This window comes from Halopseudomonas sp. (assembly GCF_047631575.1).
Taxonomy (GTDB): Bacteria; Pseudomonadota; Gammaproteobacteria; order Pseudomonadales; family Pseudomonadaceae; genus Halopseudomonas.
On the sequence record NZ_JBLIAB010000004.1, the window covers coordinates 27,228 to 49,201 of the forward strand.

Below are 21,974 nucleotides of genomic sequence, written 5' to 3' on the forward strand. Positions count from 1 at the left end.
TCATGCCAGGTCTCTCTGCATCCCACTGGCTGACACTAGCCACTCGTATCGACAGTCTGAACGGCTGGCTTGGCCGATCGCTGGCCTGGCTTAGCTTGGTCATAGTTATGTTAACCGGTGCGGTGGTATTGATGCGATACGGCTTTGGCATCGGCAGCACGGCTCTACAGGAGCTGGTCATGTACGCTCACGCACTGGTATTCATGGGCGCTGCAGCCTGGGCGCTGCAGCGTGACGCTCACGTCAGAGTCGATATTTTCTTCCGTCGGATGTCTGCGCGCCGCCAAGCGCTGGTTGACCTGACTGGCGGGCTCTTCTTTTTGCTGCCCATATGCCTGTTTCTGGCCTGGAACTGCTGGGACTATGTGGCCGTTTCCTGGGCACGCAATGAACGCTCGGTGGATGCCGGCGGCTTGCCGTGGTTGTATCTGCAAAAGAGCATCATCCTGCTGCTGGTCGCCAGTCTTTTGATTCAGGCTGTGGCGCAGACCATCAAGACACTGTGCGTATTGAACGGCACCTTGTTCAGCCATCTTCCCGTCCGGCACGAGGAACACGTGTAATGCCCGAGCTGATGGCTATTGGTCTCTTTGTTTGCCTCTGTCTGGCGTTGATGTTGGGTTATCCAGTGGCCTTTACCCTGGGCGGCATATCCTTGCTCTTCGCTTCGGCAGGCGTGGCGATGGGCCTGTTCGATCCCAGCTTCTTTGGTGCACTGCCCAGCCGGCTGTATGGCACGATGAATAATCAGACGCTACTGGCGGTACCCCTGTTCGTGTTCATGGGCGTCATGTTGGAAAAATCGAAAGTGGCCGAGAAGCTGCTCGAATCCATGTCGCAGTTGTTTGGCGGCCTGCGCGGCGGGCTGGCGTTTTCTGTCCTGTTGGTCGGCGCGTTACTCGCAGCCAGCACCGGGATTGTGGGGGCTACCGTCGTGACCCTCGGGCTGCTTGCATTACCGACCATGCTGCGGCGCGGTTACGATCCCGCACTGGCCACCGGCACTCTGGCCGCCACCGGCACGCTTGGACAGATTATTCCCCCCTCGATTATTCTCGTGCTGCTCGGGGATGTGTTGTCCAATGCCTATCAGCAGGCCCAGTTGCGCATGGGCATCTACTCGCCTGACACCGTCACTGTTGGGGACTTGTTTATCGGCTCGCTGCTGCCTGGTTTGCTGCTCGTTGGGCTCTACTTGTTGTATCTGATCGGAGTAGCTCTCTGGCAACCGAGCAAAATGCCAGCGCTGCCAGCAAACGAACGCGGCAAGATAAACTGGGTCGCGCTACTGGCCAGCCTACTACCCCCGCTTCTGTTAATCGCGGCCGTGCTGGGCTCGATCCTTGGCGGCATCGCCACACCCACAGAAGCTGCGGCAGTGGGTGCGCTCGGCGCGATGCTACTGGCTCTGCTGAATGGCCAGCTGTCGGTCGTACGCTTGCGCGAGGTCAGCAGAGCGACTACCGAGATCAGTGCCATGGTGTTCATGATTCTGATTGGCGCATCAATCTTCTCGCTGGTGTTTCGCGGTTTCGGCGGGGAAGAGATGATTCATAACCTATTCCAACAGCTACCGGGTGGTGCTTTTTCCGCGACACTGCTGGTGATGCTGGTGATATTTCTACTCGGCTTTATTCTTGATTTTATCGAGATTACTTTTGTCGTAGTGCCCATCGTCGGGCCAGTTTTGCTGATGATGGGCATTGATCCGATCTGGCTTGGGGTAATGATTGCGCTCAACCTGCAGACATCGTTTCTAACACCACCCTTCGGCTTTGCCTTGTTCTACTTGCGTGGCGTCACGCCTACGGAGGTGCCCACTTCGGCAATTTACCGTGGCGTGCTTCCATTCATCATTATCCAGATTATCATGCTGGGCATTGTTGCGCTTTGGCCCGGACTGGTGACTTGGCTACCAGGGCTACTCTGATCAGCTGCGCAACCCGTACATAGCCCCTTCACTGATCGCGTGATAGGCCCAGACCTTTTCTCTGAAGGCTTCCATCGAATCCCAGACGCGCTGATTGAGCGGGTCGGCACCAGCAGTGTCCTTCAGCACGTCGGCGGAAAGCTCGCGCAGACGCTCGAGAACTTCATCGGGCAATCGTCGCAGCTGAACGCCATGCTCGTTGACCAGCGTTTGCAACGCGTCGGCGTTGCGCCGCGTGTACTCGTCCAGCATGAACTGATTGGTAGCACGGGCGGCCTGACGGACCATTGCCTTGAGATCATCGGGTAGTTGCGCAAAAGCCTGCTCGTTAATGCTTAATTCCAACACCGCGCAAGGCTCCTGCCAACCAGGGTAATAGTAATATTTCGCGGCCTGATGCAGGCCAAAAGCCAGATCGTTATAGGGGCTGACCCAGTCGGTGGCATCAATCACGCCATTGCGTAATGCGCTAAAGATTTCACTGCCTGGCAGGTTTACGGTCGTGGCGCCAGCACGGGCGAGCACTTCGCCACCGAAGCCGGGCATGCGAATTTTCAGGCCGCGCAGATCTTCCAGGCTGTTGATCTCTTTGTTGAACCAACCCGCCATCTGCACGCCGGTATTGCCACAGGGCAGCGGTAGTACGCCACTGCTGGCGTAGGCTTCCTGCCAGAGTGCCAGCCCACCCCCTTCATATAGCCAGGCGTTCATTTCCTGAGCATTCATACCAAAAGGGACCGCCGTAAAAAAAGGCGCTGCAGCACTTTTGCCTTTCCAGTAATAGGCGGCACTATGGCCCAGTTCGGCAGTGCCACTGGACACCGCATCGAATACCTCAAGAGCGGGTACCAGCTCGCCAGCCGCAAACACCTGTACCGTCAGGCGGCCCTCAGACAAGGCATTGATCGTCTCGGCAAAGTGCTCGGCAGTGGTACCCAGACCGGGAAAGTTCTTTGGCCAGGACGTCACCATCTTCCAGCGGAAACGCTGCTGTGGCTCGGTCGTGTTTTTGCTGTCCGGGGTGCTGTTGTCCTGGCATGCGCTCAACGCAACCGCGCCAAGGCCCAGTCCTGCAACAGTCAGAAGTTCACGTCTTTTCATTCTTATCCCCTGGCGCAGCAGGGCAAACCTTGCTGCCAATACAGTTAAGGTTAGTTATAGCGCCTGCAGCTTGGCGTAGGCCACCATCAGCCACTTGCTGCCTTCATCATCAAAATTGACCTGTATACGCGCCTGGGCGCCCTGGCCCTCGTAATTCAGCACCACACCCTCACCAAAGAGCGTATGGATGACCCGCTGGCCCAGTGCAAATCCGGTGTTTTCGGTTGCTTCTGCGGCGAACATGCCCGTCTTTGCCGGGCCGAACGGGCGACTGATTTGATTACCCATGCGCACTTCACGAATCAGCTCGGAAGGAATTTCGCGAACGAAGCGCGACACCTTGTTAAAGGTCTCACTGCCGTAGAGCCGTCGAGTCTCGGCCCAGGTGATGACCAGCAGTTGCATTGCCCGGGTAATACCAACATAGGCCAGGCGACGCTCTTCCTCTAGGCGCCCGGGCTCCTCCAGACTCATCTTGTGCGGAAACAGACCTTCTTCAACACCGGCCAGAAAAACCAGTGGAAACTCCAAACCCTTGGCGCTGTGCAGCGTCATCAATTGCACGCTGTCCTCAAAACGATCGGCTTGGGTCTCACCGGCTTCCAGGGAGGCATGGGAAAGAAAGGCCAGCAATGTGTCGCCCTCCGCTTCCTCGTCAGCTTGGTCATTCTCGAATGCACGGGCGGCAGAAACCAGCTCTTCCAGGTTTTCGATTCGAGCCTGAGCCTTTTCACCCTTTTCGTTTTCGTGGAAGCGCAGCAGGCCACTCTGTTCAATGACTTGCTGGGCCATGCTGTATAAAGGCACGCCCTCGACCCGCACGGTAATCTCTTCGATCAACTCACAAAATGCCTGCACTGCATTAGCAGCGCGGCCGGGCAGCCCTTTGTTATCAAGCAGATCGCACGCGGCCTGCCACATGGAGACGTCTTGCTGGCGGGCATGCTGGCGAAGCGCTTCAATCGTTTTATCGCCAATACCCCGCGTCGGCAGATTGATAATACGTTCCAGCGCGCCGTCATCACCGCGGTTAGCAACCAAACGCATATAGGCCATTGCGTTCTTGATCTCGGCACGCTCGAAGAACCGCTGGCCCCCGTATATACGGTAGGGAATGGCCGCACGCAGCAACGCTTCTTCGAGTACCCGGGATTGAGCATTTGAGCGATACAAGATAGCGATTTCACTGCGCGTCATACCGTCCGATACGGCCTGATCAATGCGCTCGACAATAAACCGCGCTTCGTCCTGCTCATTGAATCCGGCGTAGACCGAGATCGGCTCGCCTTCACTCCCTTCAGTCCACAGTTCTTTACCCATACGTCCAGCATTTTGGGTGATGAGCGCGTTGGCCGCTTTAAGTATACAGGCCGTAGAACGGTAATTCTGCTCAAGACGAATCAGTTCGGAATGAGGGTAATCGCGCTGAAACTGATAAATATTTTCAACCTTTGCACCGCGCCAGCCGTAAATTGACTGGTCGTCGTCACCTACAACCATCAGGCTCGGACTCTTTCCCGCGATCAGCCGCAACCAAGCGTACTGAACTGCGTTGGTGTCCTGAAACTCGTCTACCAGCATATGCTTGAAGCGTGCCTGATACTGCTCGCGCAACGAGTCGTTGTCGCGCCAAAGTTCCAGCGAACGCAGTAGCAGTTCGGCGAAATCCACTACGCCGGCGCGGGCGCAAGCTTGCTCATATCCCTGATAAATACGCAGCATGGTAGTCAGAAATACATCGCCCGCAGGCTGAATGTGCTGCGCACGCAAGCCCTCGTCTTTCTGCCCGTTGATCCACCATTGGGCCTGTCTTGGCGCCCACTGATTCTCGTCCAGCCCCAGTTCGCGGATGACCCGCTTGACAATACGTAACTGGTCATCACTGTCGAGAATCTGAAATTGCTCTGCCAGCCCGGCTTCACGCCAGTGGGCACGCAGTAACCGATGCGCCAGGCCATGGAAAGTGCCCACCCACATGCCCTGGGGCGAGATGCCGAGTAACTGCTCGATGCGATGGCGCATCTCATGGGCCGCTTTATTGGTAAAGGTGACCGACAAAATGCTCCAGGGCGAGGCCTTTTCGACCTCGACCAGCCAGGCAATACGGTGCACTAATACGCGGGTCTTGCCCGACCCAGCGCCAGCCAGAACCAGTTGCTGCCCAGGGGCGGCGGTCACCGCCTGGCGCTGAGCGTCGTTGAGAGAATTAAGTAGATGCGAAATATCCATAGGCACATTCTACCAGCCCACGCAGCAAAGCCGGAATAAATGGCTGTAAAGCGCAGCCTAGACGCCTTTTTTTGATTTATAAAGCGGCTTTGGGCTGTGCCGAGCTTAAGCTGTGGTGTAGGGTAATCACCTATCTAAAACAATAAGATCTAGCCAGTTCTCAGGGGAATCACGTCACAATGACGTTTGTGCCACTATCACAATCAACGGTGCATCGGCAGGGCTTGGATGTGCGCACGCCTGACATACTGTTTGCCTACGCTCGACTCCCGCAGTGGCTGATCCTGCTTAATGCTGTAGCGATGATCCCGCTGCTGTGGGGCTACACCGCCCATGCCCCCCTCCTTGTATGGGTCGTAATCGTTGCCATCCTGACCCTGCTGCGCTTATTGCTGGTGCGTCATTATCAGACAGGCTCAGGTACACAACGTGCTCGTCTGCGCTGGCCGGCAATGCTCTACCTTGGCAACCTAGCATCCGGCCTGTGTCTGGGATGGCTGCCGATCGGCTTGGTACCCGTTGAAAATCTCATGCTCCAGGCACCCACGTACGCCCTGACTTTGGGTATTACACTTTGCGTCAGCGCGATCTATGCTTACCGCTTAAGCAGCTTTCTGGCTTTTGCAGTGCCCGCATTGCTAATGCCAAGCCTGTACCTGTTGGCGCAGAGCGACCCCGCCAGCCCTTACTGGGGGCTAGCGGGGTCGATTCTTTTCTGCTGCCTGGTTGTGGGGGCCGTGTTTGTTAACCGCGCAATAGGTATTGCCCTGCAAGCCAGCCTGCATAACGAGTCACTAGTGGAGCGGCTGGAAGAAGCTCATAGCCGAGCTGAAGCACTTAACCAACAACTGACCCATGAGATCCAGCAACGACGCCAGGCCGAGCAGGGGTTGCGTGATAGCTATGGGGTGCTGGAGGAGCGAGTGGCCTTGCGTACGGCCGAGCTGGAAACGGCCAGCACCGCGCTCAAGTCCAGCGAAACGCAACTGAAACTGGCAATGGAAGCCAGTCAGCTCGGACTCTGGGACTGGAATCTCGATACCGACAGCGTCGCCCATTCTCACCTGGAAGAAATCTTTGGTCTGCCCCCCGAGTCGGTTGGCTTCATGCGTACAGACCTCTCGCCGCGAGTACATCCAGACGATACGGCACTTGTGCGTGAAACACTGGTCCAGCATATGAAGATGCTGACACCGTCCTACCGCATCGAGTACCGAATCAAACATGCGGAAGGCCGCTGGATATGGGTTGAAGACAGTGGCAGTGCTGTCGAGCGCGATGCCAATGGTCGCGCGCTCCGCATGATAGGCACCCGACGTGATATCAGCGCTCGCAAAATCCAGGACGAACAAGCGCAGCTCGCCGCCACCGTATTCGAGGCAACCGCTGAGGGTGTTTTCATTCTCGATACGGATTTACGGATCCTCAGGATCAATACCGCGTTCAGCGCTATCACCGGCTATGCCGCTGAAAAAGTGCTCGGCCAACCGATTGCCGACACCAATAAAACGACCAAGAATCAGGTCAGCTACAAAGCCCTGGTAGAACTGCTGCAACGCAGCGATCGCTGGGAAGGCGAACGACTCAGCCAACGGCGCAGCGGCGAACTTTATCCGCAATGGCTTGAGCTCACCGTGGTGCGAAACAGCAACGGCATTATCACTCATTACGTCGGGTTTTTTGCTGATTTGAGTGTGCGCCGTCAAACCGAAGAACAGTTGCAGTACCTGGCCAGCCACGACAGCCTGACCGGACTGGCAAACCGCAGTCTGTTCACCCAACGGTTACACGAAACGATCGCCCGGGCGAGGCCGGAGAACCTGAAGATGGCGCTGATGCATGTGGATCTCGATCGTTTCAAGCATATCAATGACACCTTAGGGCACTCTGTGGCCGACGAACTGCTGCGCCAGGTTGGGGTGCGCCTGCGCGAGGTGACTCCGGCCACCGATATGCTGGCACGGCTATCGGCTGACGAGTTCATAATTATCATTGAACAGGACACCAGCCACGCACGTCTGAAACATAGGGCTGATCTGATTCTTGACTATCTTCGCCTGCCGCTGACCATCAATGAACATGAGCTGGTGGTTACTGCTTCCATCGGCATCAGCCAGTTTCCCGAATCAGCCCAAGACAGCCTGGTACTGATCACCCAGGCAAACCAGGCTATGCAACATGCCAAACATCTGGGCGGAAACAGTTTTCAGTTTTTCACCGGCCATCTGCCCAGCTACAGTCTGGAGCGGCTGCAACTGGAAAATCAACTGCGCAAGGCGCTCGACGATGACCAGCTGATCGTCCACTACCAGCCCAAGCTGCAACTGGCTAATGACCGCATAAACGGTGCAGAAGCCTTGGTGCGCTGGGAACATCCGGAGCAGGGTTTGTTGATGCCCGGGGCGTTCATCGAGATCGCCGAACAAACCGGCATGATCGTCGCGCTGGGTGATGCGGTACTGAACAAGGCCTGTATGCAGGCAAGCGAGTGGTATCACCACGGACCCAGCCCAATCTGTATCGCCGTCAATCTATCGGTACAGCAATTACGCCAGTACAACTTCGCCGAGCGGGTTCAGCAGATTCTCACCGACACTGATCTGCCAGCGAGCATGCTGGAGTTCGAGCTGACCGAAAGTATGCTGCTCGAACACACCGACGCCGTTTCGGAGAACATCTCGCGTTTGCAGCAAATGGGCATTCGACTGGCGATCGACGACTTCGGTACCGGCTACTCCTCCCTCGCCTATCTCAAGCGCTTCCCGATCTCGACGCTGAAGATTGACCGCACATTCGTCGGTGAACTGGAAGAGAAGGCTACGCAGAGCCCGCAAAATAGAGACGCCGCAATTATCCGCGCAATCATCGCGATGGCACACAGCCTGGACCTGATTGTAGTAGCTGAGGGTGTCGAGCACGACGGCCAGTTGGCGTTCCTCAAGGACAATGGGTGCGACGAAGTGCAGGGCTACCTGATCAGTCGGCCGGTACCGGCATCTGCATTTACCGCACTATTGACGGAAAGCGTCGAGGCATGAGGATATCAGTACTCCCCTCAGCGCTGGTCAAGCCAGCGATGGCCCAACCGATCCAGCAGGCTGTCGGCCGCTACCGGCCCCCAACTGCCGGCTGCGTAGCGCTTGGGTGAGCGATAGCAGTCTTCCCAGCCTTGAATAATCGGATCAACCCAGCGCCAGGCAGCTTCTATCTCATCGCGCCGCATGAACAAAGTTGCATCACCGCTGATTACATCCAGCAACAGCCGCTCATAGGCATCCCAGCGGCGGCTCTTGAACGCTTCGGCGAAGTTCAGGTCTAGGTCCACATCCTGCAGGCTCATCCCGCGACCCGGACTTTTCGCCATCAAGGACAATCGGATGCTTTCATCCGGCTGTAGCCGTATGACCAGACGGTTGTGCGCCGGCTTCTCGCTGCCCTGACCAAACAAACGATACGGCACTGGTTTGAACTGGATAACAATCTCGGACTTGCGCTGCGCCAGACTTTTGCCCGTGCGCAGGTAAAATGGCACACCGGACCAGCGCCAGTTATCAACCTCTGCCTTGAGCGCCACAAAGGTCTCGGTGTTGCTGTCGTGGTCCACGCTTTTTTCAAAATAATAGGCGGGTAACTTCTCGCCGGCGCGAATACCGCGGGAGTATTGGCCGCGCACAGTCCGATCCTGCACATCAAGGCCGGTAATCGGACGCAGCGCTTCGAGTATTTTCAACTTCTCGTTGCGCACCGCCTCGGGCTCGAAATGCACCGGTGCTTCCATGGCCACCAAACAGAGCAACTGCAGCAGATGGTTCTGCACCATATCGCGCATCGCACCGGCATTGTCGTAATAGCCACCGCGATTTTCCACACCCACAGTTTCCAGCACACTGATCTGCACGTGGTCTATGTGGGCATTACGCCACAAGGGTTCGAACAGCGAGTTGCCAAACCGCAATGCCAGCAGATTCTGTACCGTTTCCTTGCCCAAGTAATGATCAATACGGAAAACCCGGGACTCGTCGAACACGGCGCCGATACCATCATTGATCTGATTGGCCGTGTCCAAGCTTTGACCCAGGGGTTTTTCCAGCACGATTCGGGCGTGCTTGTCAGCCAAACCAACGGATGCAAGATGCTGCGCGGTAGCCGCAAAAAGCTCGGGCAAGGTAGCCAGATAAAATACCCTGACCCGGTCTGGTCGGGCGGCAAGCGACCTGGCCAGGCGCGGAAACTCCACTCGCTGACTCGCATCTAGGGTCATGTAATCCAGACGGTCAGCAAAAGTGCTCCAGATAGCCGGATCAAAATCCCCGGACGCCACATGCTGCCCCAGGTGACGCCGTACCAACTGCCGATAACTGGTCTCATCGTGTTGCGCACGAGCCAGAGCAAGCACCCGACTATCGGGATGCAAATGTTTGTCGCGGTGCAAATAATACAAGGCCGGCAAAAGTTTACGCAGAGCCAGATCCCCGGTTCCGCCAAAAACCACTATGTCGCAAGGTTCGCTGAGTTGCGTCACCACAGGTGTTCTCCCGAGTAAAGCAGGGGGACTGCTTTTGTAGTATAACTACAAGGATAAGACTTGACCGACGTCAGCCTACCACGAAGCCAGAACCCATGAAGTCCACGTGAACCTGCTCCAGCATATCGCCGCCAGTCGCCAGCAGCTGCGAAAATCCGAACTCAAGGTCGCCGACCATGTGCTCAGTCACGCGGCCGACGTAATGCACTCATCGATGGCCGACCTGGCACGGGAAGTGGGCATCAGCGAGCCAACTATCGTGCGATTTTGCCGGGCCATTGGTTGTACCGGTTTTCAGGATTTGAAACTGCGCCTGGCGCAAAGTCTGGCCGCCGGGGCGAGCTTCGGGCAGTTTTCCATCAGCGAAGACGATAACGTGGCGCAGCTCTCGCACAAGATCTTCGACACCACTCTAGCGACACTGATGGACGTGCGTGAACAGCTCGATCCGCTCACGCTAGAGCAGGCGATTGATGCGTTAAGCAACGCTAGGCGAGTCGAGTTCTACGGATTCGGGGCGTCCGGCGCAGTGGCCAGCGATGCTCAGCACAAGTTCTTCCGACTTCAGGTATCCACCGCAGCCTATTCGGACCCGCACATGCAAGCCATGTCGGCGGTTACCCTGGGTCCAAAGGATGTCGCCGTGACCATTTCCCAGACGGGACGGACCAAAGATCTGCTTCACTCGGCGGCACTGGTCAGAGAAACCGGTGCCACGCTTATCAGCCTCTGCCCCAGTCACACACCGCTGGCCGAACTTGCACAGATTCACATCGCCATTGATGTGATCGAAGATACTGATATCTACACACCCTTGTCGTCGCGTATCGCGCACTTGGTCGTCATCGATGTGCTGGCCATGGGTATGGCCATGCGCCGAGGGCCGGCGCTGGTCAATCACTTGAAAAGCGTGAAGCGCAGCCTGCGGGCTCTGCGCCTGACACATAAAGCCGGGCAGCGGTCTGTGGATAGTTCAGAGTAGCCTCCGTTCGTAGACTCCGACCCTTCAGATGACGCCGCGCGCCAACCTTAGTCTGGCTGTTTCCCTTCCTCCATGATCCGAAGTAACAGGGCCGGACATGACTTTTTGTTGAACGCCTGCGGTTTAAAACGATCCCATTCATAAGCGACAACGATCATCCAGAGATGTCAGCGCAAGCGGCATCTCCATATACAATATTATGGTACGTAAATGATCCGAATTTTGATCGTAGAAGACGAACCCGTTATATCAATGCTCCTGGAGGAAATGCTGATTGATCAGGGCTATGAAATAGCGGCAATTGCTTCGAGCCTAGAGCAGGCCAAGGCATTTGCTGCATCGCTCGAGGTAGACGCTGCACTGCTGGATGTGAACCTGGGCAGTGACGAAGTGTTTCCAGTCGCGCACATACTGCTCGAGCGCGCAGTGCCCTTCGCTTTTACGACTGGATATGGACCCGCAGGATTACCGGCAATGTGGAAGAGTCAACCTGTACTCAGCAAGCCCTACGATACTCAATCACTTGTCGACACCCTGTTACAACTGACTCGCAGATAAGTGAACGTCTAACGCGTCGCCACCAGATGTGTCAAAAAATGCTTCCTTTTTAGGCAACAACTGGGAACAATCCCCCAAGAGCAAAGGGGTAGATCCCGGCCTAGCGGCTACTCTGTTTTAGAGTTCACATGAGGGTGTATTGCGACGCCCAATCGGCGACACGTTGCACGCACGCAATATGCATCTTTATGCCCACTAAGCCCCCATTTTCAGGTCTTGCCATGACGTCTTCGACCAGCACAGAAGCCAGTAGCGTCGATAACTCCGCGCATCCAGATAATGCAATGCACAGCCGATCAGAGCTTGTGCTCGCGGTGAACGAAGCCGATAACCTCCTCGACGCTCTGAGCAATTCGCAGCTCGACCTGGCTGGGCTGGTTACGTGCGACGCCTCTGCGGTCATCGTCAATCAGGCAGTGGTATCCCTGCGCGGCGACTGCGAGTCTCTGGCGCTAGAGATACTGAACACACTGCATAAGGCGGATGACTCAGGCGTGTTCCACAGCAATCACGTGCAAACGAAAATATCCAGCGGTGCCGGTGTTCTGGCAATCCGATTCTGCCCGCCCGAGGACGGATGGTTACTCTGGTTTCGCAAGGACCAACAACACTGGATTGAATCAGACATCGGCATTGCAGCAACGCTGCGTGCCGACCTGCTTGCAGCCTGTCTGCAGCGCGCAACCATGGCCAGCCGGGTGCAACAAAAACTGATCTCCACGCTGGCGCACGACCTATGCAATCCGTTGCAGTCCATTACCATGTCAGCCGCGCTACTAAAGCCGCAAAGTCAGCGTGATACCGACCTGAGCAGGCATATCATCGCCGCCGGAAAGCGGCTGGAACGGCTGATCGGTCAGGTGCGCGACCTCAATGAGCTGCAGTCGGGCAAACGGATCAGTGTCAATCCGGTGCCAACCGACCTGTCCGCGCTGGTCAACTCGGTTCTGAAGGATGAACAAACCCTATATCCGGAGCTGATCCTCAAGACCGACATCGAGCCTTCCATTAAGGCCCTGGTGGATGCCCAGCGCTATGCCGAGGTCATCGCGCACCTACTTGGCAATGCCAGCCAACAGAGCAAACCCGGCACCGCGACCACGCTCCATCTGCACACCAATGACGAGAACAGCCATCTGACCATTACCAGCGAGGTTGAGCCGGTGACCGCAGAGCAGATGGCCGGGCTGTTCCGACCGAGCGCTGGGGACGGTCGGCTGCTTGACCAGAGTAGCCTGGGCATGGGGCTGTATATATGTGGCGCTATTGTGCAAGCGCATAACGGCTCAGTCAGCGCCGAACAGGCCGAGGGTTCGATCACCTTCTGTCTATCGCTGCCTCTCATAGCTCCCTGACAGCCGCCCGACACTTAGATCTCGCAAGCGATGGGCACCCGTTACGCCTGTCGGACGCCCCTGTCAATGACGCAGCTTAGCCAGTACAATACGCGACCCGCTTTCCCGGCCTTGTATGCCGTTCGGCAGCGACTCCATTCTTTTCCCGCAGGACATTCTTTTGATCTCTACCGCCAATATCACCATGCAGTTTGGGGCCAAGCCTCTTTTCGAGAACGTGTCAGCCAAATTTGGCGGAGGCAACCGTTATGGACTGATCGGCGCCAATGGTTCCGGCAAGACCACCTTCATGAAGATTCTCGGCGGCGATCTTGAGCCCTCGGGCGGCCAGGTCATGCTGGAGCCCAACGTCCGTCTGGGCAAGCTGCGCCAGGACCAGTTCGCCTATGAGCATTACAGCGTGCTGGACACGGTGATCATGGGCCATGAAGAATTGTGGACCGTTCACGCCGAGCGCGACCGGATCTACTCCCTGGCGGAGATGAGCGAAGAAGACGGCATGAAGGTCGCAGAGCTGGAAACAGAGTTCGCCGAAATGGATGGCTACACCGCAGAGGCACGCGCCGGCGAGTTGCTGCTGGGCCTGGGCATTCCCCTGAACCAGCACAGTGGCCCGATGAGCGAGATAGCACCGGGCTGGAAACTCCGGGTTTTATTAGCTCAGGCGCTGTTTTCCAATCCTGAAGTGCTGCTGCTGGACGAACCGACCAACCACCTGGATATCAACACCATCCGCTGGCTGGAAACGATTCTGACCACGCGTAACAGCACCATGATCATCATTTCTCACGATCGGCACTTTCTCAACAGCGTCTGCACTCACATGGCCGACCTGGATTTTCGCGAACTGCGCCTGTTCCCCGGTAATTATGACGAGTACATGACCGCGGCGACACAGGCCCGTGACCGCCTGCTCTCGGACAATGCCAAGAAGAAAGCGCAAATTGCCGAACTACAGACCTTCGTTAGCCGCTTTTCGGCCAACGCATCCAAGGCCAAGCAGGCTACCAGTCGAGCCAAGCAGATCGACAAGATCCAGCTGGACGAGGTCAAACCCTCAAGCCGGATCAGTCCGTTCATTCGCTTTGATCAGAACAAGAAGTTGCACCGTCAAGCTGTCATCCTTGACAAGGTCAGCCAGGGTTTCGACGGCCAAACCTTGTTCAAAAATCTCAGTCTGCAAATAGAAGCAGGCGAGCGGGTGGCGATCATTGGGCCTAACGGTATCGGCAAAACTACCTTGCTGCGTACCTTGGTCAACGAGCTGACACCCATGTCCGGCACCGTCAAGTGGGCCGAAAGTGCCGATCTGGGCTATTTCGCCCAGGAGCACGCTGACGACTTCAAAAACGACTGGACCCTGTTCGACTGGATGACACAGTGGACGACCGGTGGCGAACAACTGGTGCGCGGTACGCTGGGCCGCATGCTGTTTTCCAATGATGACATTCTCAAATCGGTGAAAGTGATCTCCGGTGGCGAGCAAGGTCGCATGCTGTTCGGTAAATTGATCCTGCAGAAAGCGAACGTCATGATCATGGATGAGCCTACCAACCACCTGGATATGGAATCCATCGAGGCCCTGAACCTGGCTTTGGAGAACTATCCTGGCACGCTGGTCTTCGTCAGCCACGACCGCGAGTTTGTCTCCAGCCTGGCAACGCGCATCATAGAACTGAATGAAAATGGCATGACCGATTTCAACGGTACTTACGACGATTATCTGCGCGAACTGGGTGTGGCGGTCTGAGCTTCAGCCACCGATCAGTCGCGTCAGATATAGCCCCTCGAATAGCAGCCTGTCAGCCCAGAAAAGCTGATGTGCTGCGACTACCAACCAAAAAACTGTTTGATAAGAGGCCTTGCGGGTCTTGTGTCGGAATATCTGCTGGGCGATTAACGCACCCGGCCACCCCCCTAGCAGTTCCGCCAAATGCAGCAGGTTTTCCGGGGTACGTTGCAAGGACTGCTGTGCTCGACGCTTGTCGGATCGGTACATGAAAAAGCTGACCAAACTGACACTGCAATACGCCGCCAGAGGCCCTATCCAGCCCAATTGGCTGTATAGCGCCAGTGAGCCGAGCAACGGCAGAATGCAAAGCAGACACCAGATCACCAACTTGGGCACCGGATGCTGTATGCCGATATTGGCCTTAAGGCGTTTGGATCGGGTACTGCGTGGTGCAAAGCGAAGCGATTGTTGTCGATTGCCCGAGCCAATCGTACGAGGATTGATTCGGATCGACGGCTGATCAATGCTGAGCCCTTCCCTGCGCATATGGGTCGCCCGTAATCTGCCCTTTTCATCCTTGCCTGCGAGATACAGAACGCTGTCGCCCTCACTTGGACGGGCATCACCCCTCATAACCGAGATATGCACAAAGAGTTTGGGTCCGCCACCCTTCGGCTGTATAAATCCAAAACCCTTGCCGTCATCCCAGTTCAGTAACCTGCCCCGTTGCTCCATCAACTTATCCTTATCTGCTTTGCATCCCGAATCAATATTGTGCTCCAGTATCGGTTATCCGCAAACTAGCTGCGGACCTACTAGCCAACCAACACGGTCGGTAGAGGCACATAGCGAAACATTAAATCGTAGTGACCAACCTTTCACGACATCGGCATCACGGAACTTTTACCCTTAAAACTCCCTCCAAAATAGGCTAGGAAACAACACAGGCCGACCATCATGAACACCCCCTCCAATAACCATGGAAGAGCTCCTTACACAACCTGGCGAAAAGTATATGAACGAATCCTGGCAGGCATTCTTCAAAAACCTCTTGATCAGCCAGCGTTATGAACCCTGTGAGCCCCATGTTCGCGAGACATGAAACAATGCCTGGTAAGTCCACTCGATTGGGAGGCGTCATCGTGAATCCAGAGCAACAATTAATCGAACAATACCTAGTTGCCGCCCTAGCTCATGCGTTGAGTATCGCCACGCCAGAAATCAGCGGGCTCCGTGCTGTAGTGCCCATGACAGAAGCTCAAATCGAACCCTCCGGGATTCATGTGGTATGGATATTTGATTGCAGGCGCAGCCTTGCGCTGGCGTTGGAAGATGGCTGCGCCAGACTGTTGTATCAATTGAGTGCGACTGCCATGCGCGAGGCCCGGATGCAGATCGACGGCATCGATGTGAAGATGCACTTCGATACCGAGGAGGACTGTCTGAGGCAGAGCCACGGCAACTGGGACTCGCGTCTCTCCCTCCAGCACTACCCCGCCCGCCAGCTGCAACCCTCGTTACCGTAATACGCCTGTCATGCCTGGTCGGCGAAGATGAATATCCTTAACGTCAATTTTGGAATCGGAGGATATTGCGATGAGTTACAGCCAGGAAATGTCAGACGAGAGCACCGGCAACATGCGCAGACAGCGCCGCCAGCAGGAAGACCGCAAGCGCATGGGCTACCGCCGCGCTATCGAGCAATATCGCGAAAGCCAGGCGCTGCATGCACTGGTGTGTGATTTTCCTGAGCTGACGGAGTCCCGCCACACAGGGCTCTGGTTACGCTGAACCGCCCAGACCGAGGGCTAAATCAGCCGGTGAAACGTTCGGCCAGCGTGCGTATTAATGCTCGCTCGGTACGTAGAAAGTCGAGAAAGGCCTGGGCCACCGGGCTTAACCGCTTGCCTCTGGCGTGGACAGCACACCAACTGCGGTAAAGCGGCAACTCGGTAAAGCTCAGACATACCAACTCACCGCTGCGAAGAAACGGCGCAGCCCCGTGCTCGGAAACCAGCGCCATGCCAAGTCCGGCGATCGCTCCCTGAATCAGGCTCTCGCCTGAGCCGATCTGCATCTGCTGCTGCAAATGTACGCGCTTCTCCTGCAGAAAATCATCGCCGGCCTTTCGGGTTCCAGAACCAGGCTCACGTTGCAGCACCATTACCTGCTCCATTTCCGCCAACGCCAACCTGGGCTTTCCCGCTAGAGGATGACTAGGGTTCGCAACCGCAATGATGGGATTATTCAGAAAAGGGAAAAATTCCAGTGCCCTATCCTCCGGCACCAGACCCATGAGTACGACATCATCCTGATTGTCGCGCAGACGCTGGATAACCTGCGCTCGGCTGGTCACCTCAAGACGAAAGATCACCCCCGGGTAACGACCGCGGAATGCCGCAAGCAGATGCGGCGTCAGGTACTGAATACTACTGACTACGGCCAGCCGCAGTTCGCCCTGGAGACTACCCTGCAAAGTGGAAAGACTCATGTCGAGACTCTCCAGCCGGGTGAAAATATCATCGCTGGCTGCAAGCAAACTGGTTGCAGCTTCTGTCAGATAGAGCTTGCGCCCAACGTACTCGAATAAGGGCTGGTTTACTTGCTCCTCGAGCTGGCGAACCTGCTGGCTGACCGCGGACTGGGTCAGGGCCATTTCTTCTGCGGCGCGGCTGAAGGACTGGTTGCGGCAAACCGCCTGGAACACCTGAAGTTGCCGCAAAGTCATTCGCAAAAGCGATCTGCGCATGCGGGTGTATCCTCTTTATAGCGTTATCAGAATTATATATAAGTAATTACTAATAGATAATCCAATATTTATTCATTTCTCTTGTTGCTCGCTCTGGCGTAATTTAACTTCATCCGGTCATCACCAGGAGGACGCAGGACGTGATCAAGAAAATTCTCATAGCCAACCGTGGCGAGATTGCTGTTCGTATCGTGCGCGCCTGCGCCGAAATGGGCATCCGCTCAGTCGCCATCTATTCCGAAGCCGATCGCTACGCCCTGCATGTCAAGCGTGCCGACGAAGCCTACAGCCTGGGCGACGACCCGCTCGCGGGCTATCTCAATGCCCGCCAGCTGGTCAACCTGGCCGTTGAGACTGGATGCGATGCCTTGCATCCCGGCTATGGATTTCTCTCTGAAAACGCCGAACTGGCGGATATTTGTAGCCAACGAGGTATCAAATTCATTGGCCCATCCGCAGCGGTTATCCGCGGTATGGGTGACAAAACCGAAGCCCGGCGCAGCATGATCAAAGCTGGTATTCCGGTCACACCGGGTACCGAAGGCAACCTGGCTGATCTCGCAGAGGCTTTGACCCAAGCCGAGCGGGTAGGTTATCCGATCATGCTCAAGGCGACGTCCGGAGGCGGCGGACGCGGCATCCGCCGCTGCAACGATCGCAGCGAGCTTGAGCAAGCCTGGCCGCGTGTCATTTCTGAAGCCACCAAGGCATTTGGTTCAGCCGACGTATTTCTGGAAAAATGCATCGTCAATCCCCGGCACATCGAAGCCCAGATTCTTGCTGACAGCCACGGCAACACCGTGCACCTGTTCGAACGTGATTGCTCCATACAGCGGCGGAATCAGAAACTGATCGAGATTGCCCCCAGCCCACAGCTGACACCCGAGCAACGGGCTTATATCGGTGATCTGGCAGTACGTGCAGCCCAGGCAGTCGGCTACGAGAACGCAGGTACCGTGGAGTTCCTGCTCGCCGAGGGCGAGGTGTACTTCATGGAGATGAACACCCGGGTGCAGGTGGAACATACCATCACCGAACAGATCACTGGTATCGATATTGTCCGCGAGCAGATTCGCATTGCCTCCGGCCTGCCCTTGTCGGTCAAGCAGGAGGACGTCCAGCACCGCGGCTTTGCAATTCAGTTTCGGATCAACGCCGAGGACCCTAAGAATGACTTTCTACCCTCCTTTGGCAAGATCACCCGTTACTACGCGCCTGGAGGTCCCGGTGTGCGAGTGGATACAGCTATTTATACCGGCTACAGCATTCCGCCCTACTACGACTCGATGTGTTTAAAGTTGATTGTCTGGGCATTGACTTGGGAGGAGGCGCTGGACCGCGGCTTGCGCGCCTTGGACGACATGCGCCTGCAGGGTGTGAAAACCACTAGTGCGTATTACCAGGAGATTCTGCGCAATGAAGAATTCCGTAGCGGCGTGTTCGATACCAGCTTCGTCGAGAGCCACCCAGAACTTACCCGCTATTCGGTCAAGCGTAAACCCGAAGAACTGGCACTGGCGATTGCCACGGCCATTGCCGCGCACGCTGGACTATAAATAATCACTGCACATTCCAAGCTTCGAGCTGCGTCGCCCAACCCGCTCACAGCTAGCCGCTAACGAGGAATCAAGATGAGCACTACACGCAAAATTACCGTTACCGATACTATTCTGCGCGATGCCCACCAGTCGCTGCTGGCCACTCGCATGCGCACCGAAGACATGCTGCCAATCTGTGGCAAGCTTGATCAGGTGGGTTACTGGTCCCTTGAAGTCTGGGGTGGCGCGACCTTTGATGCCTGTATTCGCTTTCTCAAGGAAGATCCCTGGGAGCGCCTGCGCCAGCTACGTGAAGCACTGCCCAATACGCGCCTGCAAATGCTGCTTCGGGGTCAGAACCTGCTCGGTTATCGGCACTACAGCGACGATGTCGTGCGCGCTTTTGTTGCTAAAGCAGCGAATAACGGCATCGATGTATTCCGCATATTCGATGCGATGAATGATGTGCGCAATCTGGAAACCTCGATCAAGGCGGTCAAGGACGCAGGCAAACATGCACAGGGCACCATCGCCTACACCACCAGTCCGGTGCATACAGTCGAAGCCTTTGTGAAGCAAGCAAAAGCCATGGAAGCGCTCGGCTGTGATTCGCTTGCGGTCAAGGACATGGCTGGACTGCTGACGCCCTTTGCCACAGGCGAACTGGTCAAGGCACTGAAATCCGAGCAGTCACTTCCGGTGTTCATCCACTCCCACGACACCGCTGGCATGGCCGCCATGTGTCAGCTCAAGGCCATCGACAATGGCGCCGATCATATCGACACAGCTATCTCCAGTATGGCCTGGGGTACCAGCCACCCGGGCACAGAGTCCATGGTTGCTGCTCTCAAAGGTACGCCATATGACACCGGCCTGGATCTGGAGCTGCTGCAGGAAATCGGTATGTACTTCCATGCCGTGCGCAAGAAGTACCATCAGTACGAAAGCGAGTTCACCGGTGTGGATACCCGTGTGCAGGTCAGCCAGGTGCCGGGCGGCATGATGTCCAATCTGGCCAACCAACTCAAGGAACAGAACGCGTTGAACCGGATTCAGGAAGTTTTCGAAGAAATCCCACGGGTACGCGCCGATCTCGGTTTTCCGCCGCTGGTCACCCCGACATCGCAAATAGTAGGCACCCAGGCAGTATTCAACGTACTAGCCGGCGAGCGCTACAAGACCATCACCAACGAAGTGAAACTGTACCTGCAAGGCCGTTATGGTCAGGCTCCTGGTAAGGTGAACACTGATCTACAGCGCCGAGCGATCGGCAACGAAGAGGTGATTGACGTGCGCCCGGCAGATTTGATCAAGCCGGAGATGGATAAATTACGCGGGGAAGTAGGCACTTTAGCGCAAAGCGAAGAAGATGTGCTGACCTACGCTATGTTCCCAGACATTGGCCGAAAGTTCCTGGAAGAGCGCGCTGCCGGCACTCTTAAGCCCGAAGCGTTATTACCTGCTCCTGGGGTATCAGGCAAGCCGATGGTCGAGGACGGAGCACCTACCGAATTCATCATCGACGTGCACGGCGAAACCTATCGGGTGGATATCACCGGCGTCAGCGTCAAGGGCGATGGCAAGCGGCATTTTTATCTGAGTCTCGACGGCATGCCCGAAGAAGCGGTGTTCGAGCCATTGAATACCTTTAGCGGAACTGGCGGTGGCACCCAGCGCAAACAGGCAAACCAGCCCGGTCACGTGACAACCAACATGCCGGGTAACGTGGTCGATGTGCTGGTCAAGGTCGGTGATACAGTCAAGGCAGGTCAGGCCGTGTTAGTCAGCGAGGCGATGAAAATGGAGAGCGAGATTCAGGCGAGTATCGGCGGAACAGTCAAGGCAGTGAATGTGGCCAAGGGCGACCGGGTCAATCCTGGCGAGATTCTGATTGAAATCGAATAGGGCATAGAAGCCGCTTACCTGGAGGCAGCATGGGTTTTGATCCGATAGTCCTGTTTTTTATCTTCGGCCTGATCGCCGGTCTGGTCAAAAGCGAGCTGAAGCTCCCTCCGGGGCTCTACGACACGCTTTCCATTCTCCTGCTGTTGGCGATTGGTTTGCATGGCGGCGTTGAGTTGGCAGCCCAGGCCAGCCCAGCGCTCCTGGGTCAAACGCTCGCCGTACTGGCCCTGGGTATTGCTCTACCGCTGCTGGCCTTCCCGCTGTTACGCGCACTGCGCTTTCCTCGAGTGGACGCAGCGAGCATTGCAGCCCACTATGGCTCCGTCAGTGCCGGTACCTTCGCTGTTGTCATAGCCTATCTGCTGGCCCGCGACATTGTGTTCGAGAGCTACATGCCGCTGTTCGTAGCGGTACTTGAGGTGCCCGCTATCATTGTCGGTATTCTGCTGGCAAAAGGCATACGCCGCGACACGGATTGGAAAGCGCTAAGCCATGAGGTCTTTCTGGGCAAAAGTATCATGCTGCTACTGGGTGGCCTGATTATTGGGGTGCTGGCTGGCAAAGAAGCCATAGCACCCCTGTCTCCGCTGTATACCAGCATGTTCAAACCGGTACTCGCGTTCTTTTTATTGGAAATGGGGTTGATCGCATCACGTCACCTGGGCAGCCTGCGTACTACCGGTCCACGATTGGTGATTTTCGCGCTAGTGTTTCCGCTCATTGGCGCAGTCACTGGCGCGCTGCTGGGCACCGCACTTGGGTTGACGGTTGGTGGCGTTACCGTCCTTGCAACGCTCGCGGCCAGCGGCTCCTACATCGCTGTACCCGCAGCAATGCGTCTGGCATTACCCGAAGCGAATCCTGCGCTCTCGCTCACTGCATCACTGGGCATCAGCTTTCCGTTCAATATACTGATCGGTATTCCCCTTTATCTATCGTTGGCCGAATGGCTGGCCAACTGAGGAGCACCCATGAGCATGTCAACCCGTACCCTGCTCACACTGATCTGCGAAGCAGCCCTCGAAGCCCGGATTCTGAAGGACTTGGAGCGTCTTGGCGCCCCTGGCTGGACGCTATCGGATGCACGCGGCAGCGGCGCCCGTGGCGTGCGCAGCGCTGGCTGGGACAACGATGGCAACATTCGTCTGGAGGTTGTCTGTGGCCGCGAACGTGCCGAACAGATAGTCGCCCATCTGCAGGAACGCTATTACAATAACTACGCAATGATTTGCTACCTATCGGACGTAGAGGTACTGCGACCGCAGAAGTTCTGATATTTATAGATTCGGGTTATACTATTCGGCTTCATATAAATAGCAGGCCGCACCCGACAGCCGGGAACCCGATCTGCTCCGCCAAGCCACGCCAGT

Annotated in this window: 18 protein-coding genes; 13 read left to right on the plus strand and 5 right to left on the minus strand. The window is 56.3% G+C overall.

Annotation, left to right across the window (positions count from 1 at the left end; all coding sequences use genetic code 11):
* The first annotated feature begins 2 nt into the window (after positions 1 to 2).
* Complete coding sequence (locus ACJAXR_RS08900) at positions 3 to 563, plus strand: TRAP transporter small permease subunit (RefSeq protein ID WP_415057910.1); 561 nt, start codon at positions 3 to 5, stop codon at positions 561 to 563.
* Positions 563 to 1,930, plus strand: a complete 1,368-nt coding sequence (locus tag ACJAXR_RS08905) for a TRAP transporter large permease (protein ID WP_415057911.1) — start codon at positions 563 to 565, stop codon at positions 1,928 to 1,930. The genes ACJAXR_RS08900 and ACJAXR_RS08905 overlap by 1 nt, the downstream gene beginning before the upstream one ends.
* Here ACJAXR_RS08905 and ACJAXR_RS08910 read toward each other — a convergent pair whose 3' ends face one another.
* Both ACJAXR_RS08910 and uvrD read right to left on the minus strand, forming a co-directional pair.
* Positions 1,931 to 3,031 (minus strand): TRAP transporter substrate-binding protein, encoded by a 1,101-nt coding sequence (locus ACJAXR_RS08910; protein WP_415057912.1) that lies wholly within the window; start codon positions 3,029 to 3,031, stop codon positions 1,931 to 1,933. It lies immediately after the preceding gene.
* 54 nt (positions 3,032 to 3,085) lie between these two features.
* Positions 3,086 to 5,260, minus strand: coding sequence for a DNA helicase II (gene uvrD, locus ACJAXR_RS08915; protein WP_415057913.1), 2,175 nt, complete (start codon positions 5,258 to 5,260; stop codon positions 3,086 to 3,088).
* A 179-nt stretch (positions 5,261 to 5,439) separates the two neighbouring features.
* Between uvrD and ACJAXR_RS08920 the strand changes: the two genes are divergently transcribed.
* Positions 5,440 to 8,298, plus strand: a complete 2,859-nt coding sequence (locus ACJAXR_RS08920) for an EAL domain-containing protein (protein WP_415057914.1) — start codon at positions 5,440 to 5,442, stop codon at positions 8,296 to 8,298.
* Between the two features lie 17 nt (positions 8,299 to 8,315).
* On the opposite strand, the gene zwf is transcribed toward ACJAXR_RS08920, so the two are convergent.
* Positions 8,316 to 9,782 carry a glucose-6-phosphate dehydrogenase gene (gene zwf, locus ACJAXR_RS08925; RefSeq protein WP_415057915.1) on the minus strand — a complete coding sequence of 489 codons (1,467 nt, stop codon included), beginning with the start codon at positions 9,780 to 9,782 and terminating at the stop codon, positions 8,316 to 8,318.
* A 109-nt stretch (positions 9,783 to 9,891) separates the two neighbouring features.
* Here zwf and hexR point away from each other — a divergent pair, with 109 nt between their 5' ends.
* The 4 genes from hexR to ACJAXR_RS08945 all read left to right on the plus strand — a co-directional run bounded on the left by hexR (position 9,892) and on the right by ACJAXR_RS08945 (position 14,430).
* The gene (hexR, locus tag ACJAXR_RS08930; RefSeq protein WP_415057916.1) at positions 9,892 to 10,767 is read left to right on the plus strand and encodes a transcriptional regulator HexR; all 876 of its coding nucleotides are present in this window, start codon (positions 9,892 to 9,894) and stop codon (positions 10,765 to 10,767) included.
* Between the two features lie 210 nt (positions 10,768 to 10,977).
* A complete protein-coding gene (locus ACJAXR_RS08935; RefSeq protein WP_415057917.1) occupies positions 10,978 to 11,325 on the plus strand; it encodes a response regulator in 348 nt (115 codons plus the stop codon).
* 221 nt (positions 11,326 to 11,546) lie between these two features.
* Entirely contained in the window at positions 11,547 to 12,680 is a 1,134-nt protein-coding gene (locus tag ACJAXR_RS08940; protein WP_415057918.1) for an ATP-binding protein, read from the plus strand.
* Between the two features lie 160 nt (positions 12,681 to 12,840).
* On the plus strand, positions 12,841 to 14,430 hold the full coding sequence (locus ACJAXR_RS08945; RefSeq protein ID WP_415057919.1) for an ABC-F family ATPase: 1,590 nt from the start codon (positions 12,841 to 12,843) through the stop codon (positions 14,428 to 14,430).
* Between the two features lie 3 nt (positions 14,431 to 14,433).
* Here the strand turns inward: ACJAXR_RS08945 and ACJAXR_RS08950 are convergent, their stop codons facing one another.
* The gene (locus ACJAXR_RS08950) at positions 14,434 to 15,147 is read right to left on the minus strand and encodes a DUF1294 domain-containing protein (protein ID WP_415057920.1); all 714 of its coding nucleotides are present in this window, start codon (positions 15,145 to 15,147) and stop codon (positions 14,434 to 14,436) included.
* A 407-nt stretch (positions 15,148 to 15,554) separates the two neighbouring features.
* Here ACJAXR_RS08950 and ACJAXR_RS08955 point away from each other — a divergent pair, with 407 nt between their 5' ends.
* Complete coding sequence (locus tag ACJAXR_RS08955) at positions 15,555 to 15,938, plus strand: hypothetical protein (protein WP_415057921.1); 384 nt, start codon at positions 15,555 to 15,557, stop codon at positions 15,936 to 15,938.
* Between the two features lie 70 nt (positions 15,939 to 16,008).
* A complete protein-coding gene (locus ACJAXR_RS08960) occupies positions 16,009 to 16,203 on the plus strand; it encodes a PA3496 family putative envelope integrity protein (RefSeq protein WP_415057922.1) in 195 nt (64 codons plus the stop codon).
* Between the two features lie 22 nt (positions 16,204 to 16,225).
* Here the strand turns inward: ACJAXR_RS08960 and ACJAXR_RS08965 are convergent, their stop codons facing one another.
* Entirely contained in the window at positions 16,226 to 17,161 is a 936-nt protein-coding gene (locus ACJAXR_RS08965) for a LysR family transcriptional regulator (RefSeq protein WP_415057923.1), read from the minus strand.
* Between the two features lie 140 nt (positions 17,162 to 17,301).
* Here ACJAXR_RS08965 and ACJAXR_RS08970 point away from each other — a divergent pair, with 140 nt between their 5' ends.
* From ACJAXR_RS08970 to ACJAXR_RS08985, 4 genes are all read left to right on the plus strand, one after another.
* Positions 17,302 to 18,717 carry an acetyl-CoA carboxylase biotin carboxylase subunit gene (locus ACJAXR_RS08970; RefSeq protein WP_415057924.1) on the plus strand — a complete coding sequence of 472 codons (1,416 nt, stop codon included), beginning with the start codon at positions 17,302 to 17,304 and terminating at the stop codon, positions 18,715 to 18,717.
* Positions 18,718 to 18,792: 75 nt separating this feature from the next.
* Positions 18,793 to 20,604 carry a sodium-extruding oxaloacetate decarboxylase subunit alpha gene (oadA, locus tag ACJAXR_RS08975; RefSeq protein ID WP_415057925.1) on the plus strand — a complete coding sequence of 604 codons (1,812 nt, stop codon included), beginning with the start codon at positions 18,793 to 18,795 and terminating at the stop codon, positions 20,602 to 20,604.
* A gap of 29 nt (positions 20,605 to 20,633) precedes the next feature.
* Positions 20,634 to 21,566, plus strand: coding sequence for a sodium-dependent bicarbonate transport family permease (locus ACJAXR_RS08980; RefSeq protein WP_415057926.1), 933 nt, complete (start codon positions 20,634 to 20,636; stop codon positions 21,564 to 21,566).
* A gap of 9 nt (positions 21,567 to 21,575) precedes the next feature.
* Positions 21,576 to 21,878, plus strand: coding sequence for a P-II family nitrogen regulator (locus tag ACJAXR_RS08985; protein WP_415057927.1), 303 nt, complete (start codon positions 21,576 to 21,578; stop codon positions 21,876 to 21,878).
* Positions 21,879 to 21,974 lie beyond the last annotated feature (96 nt).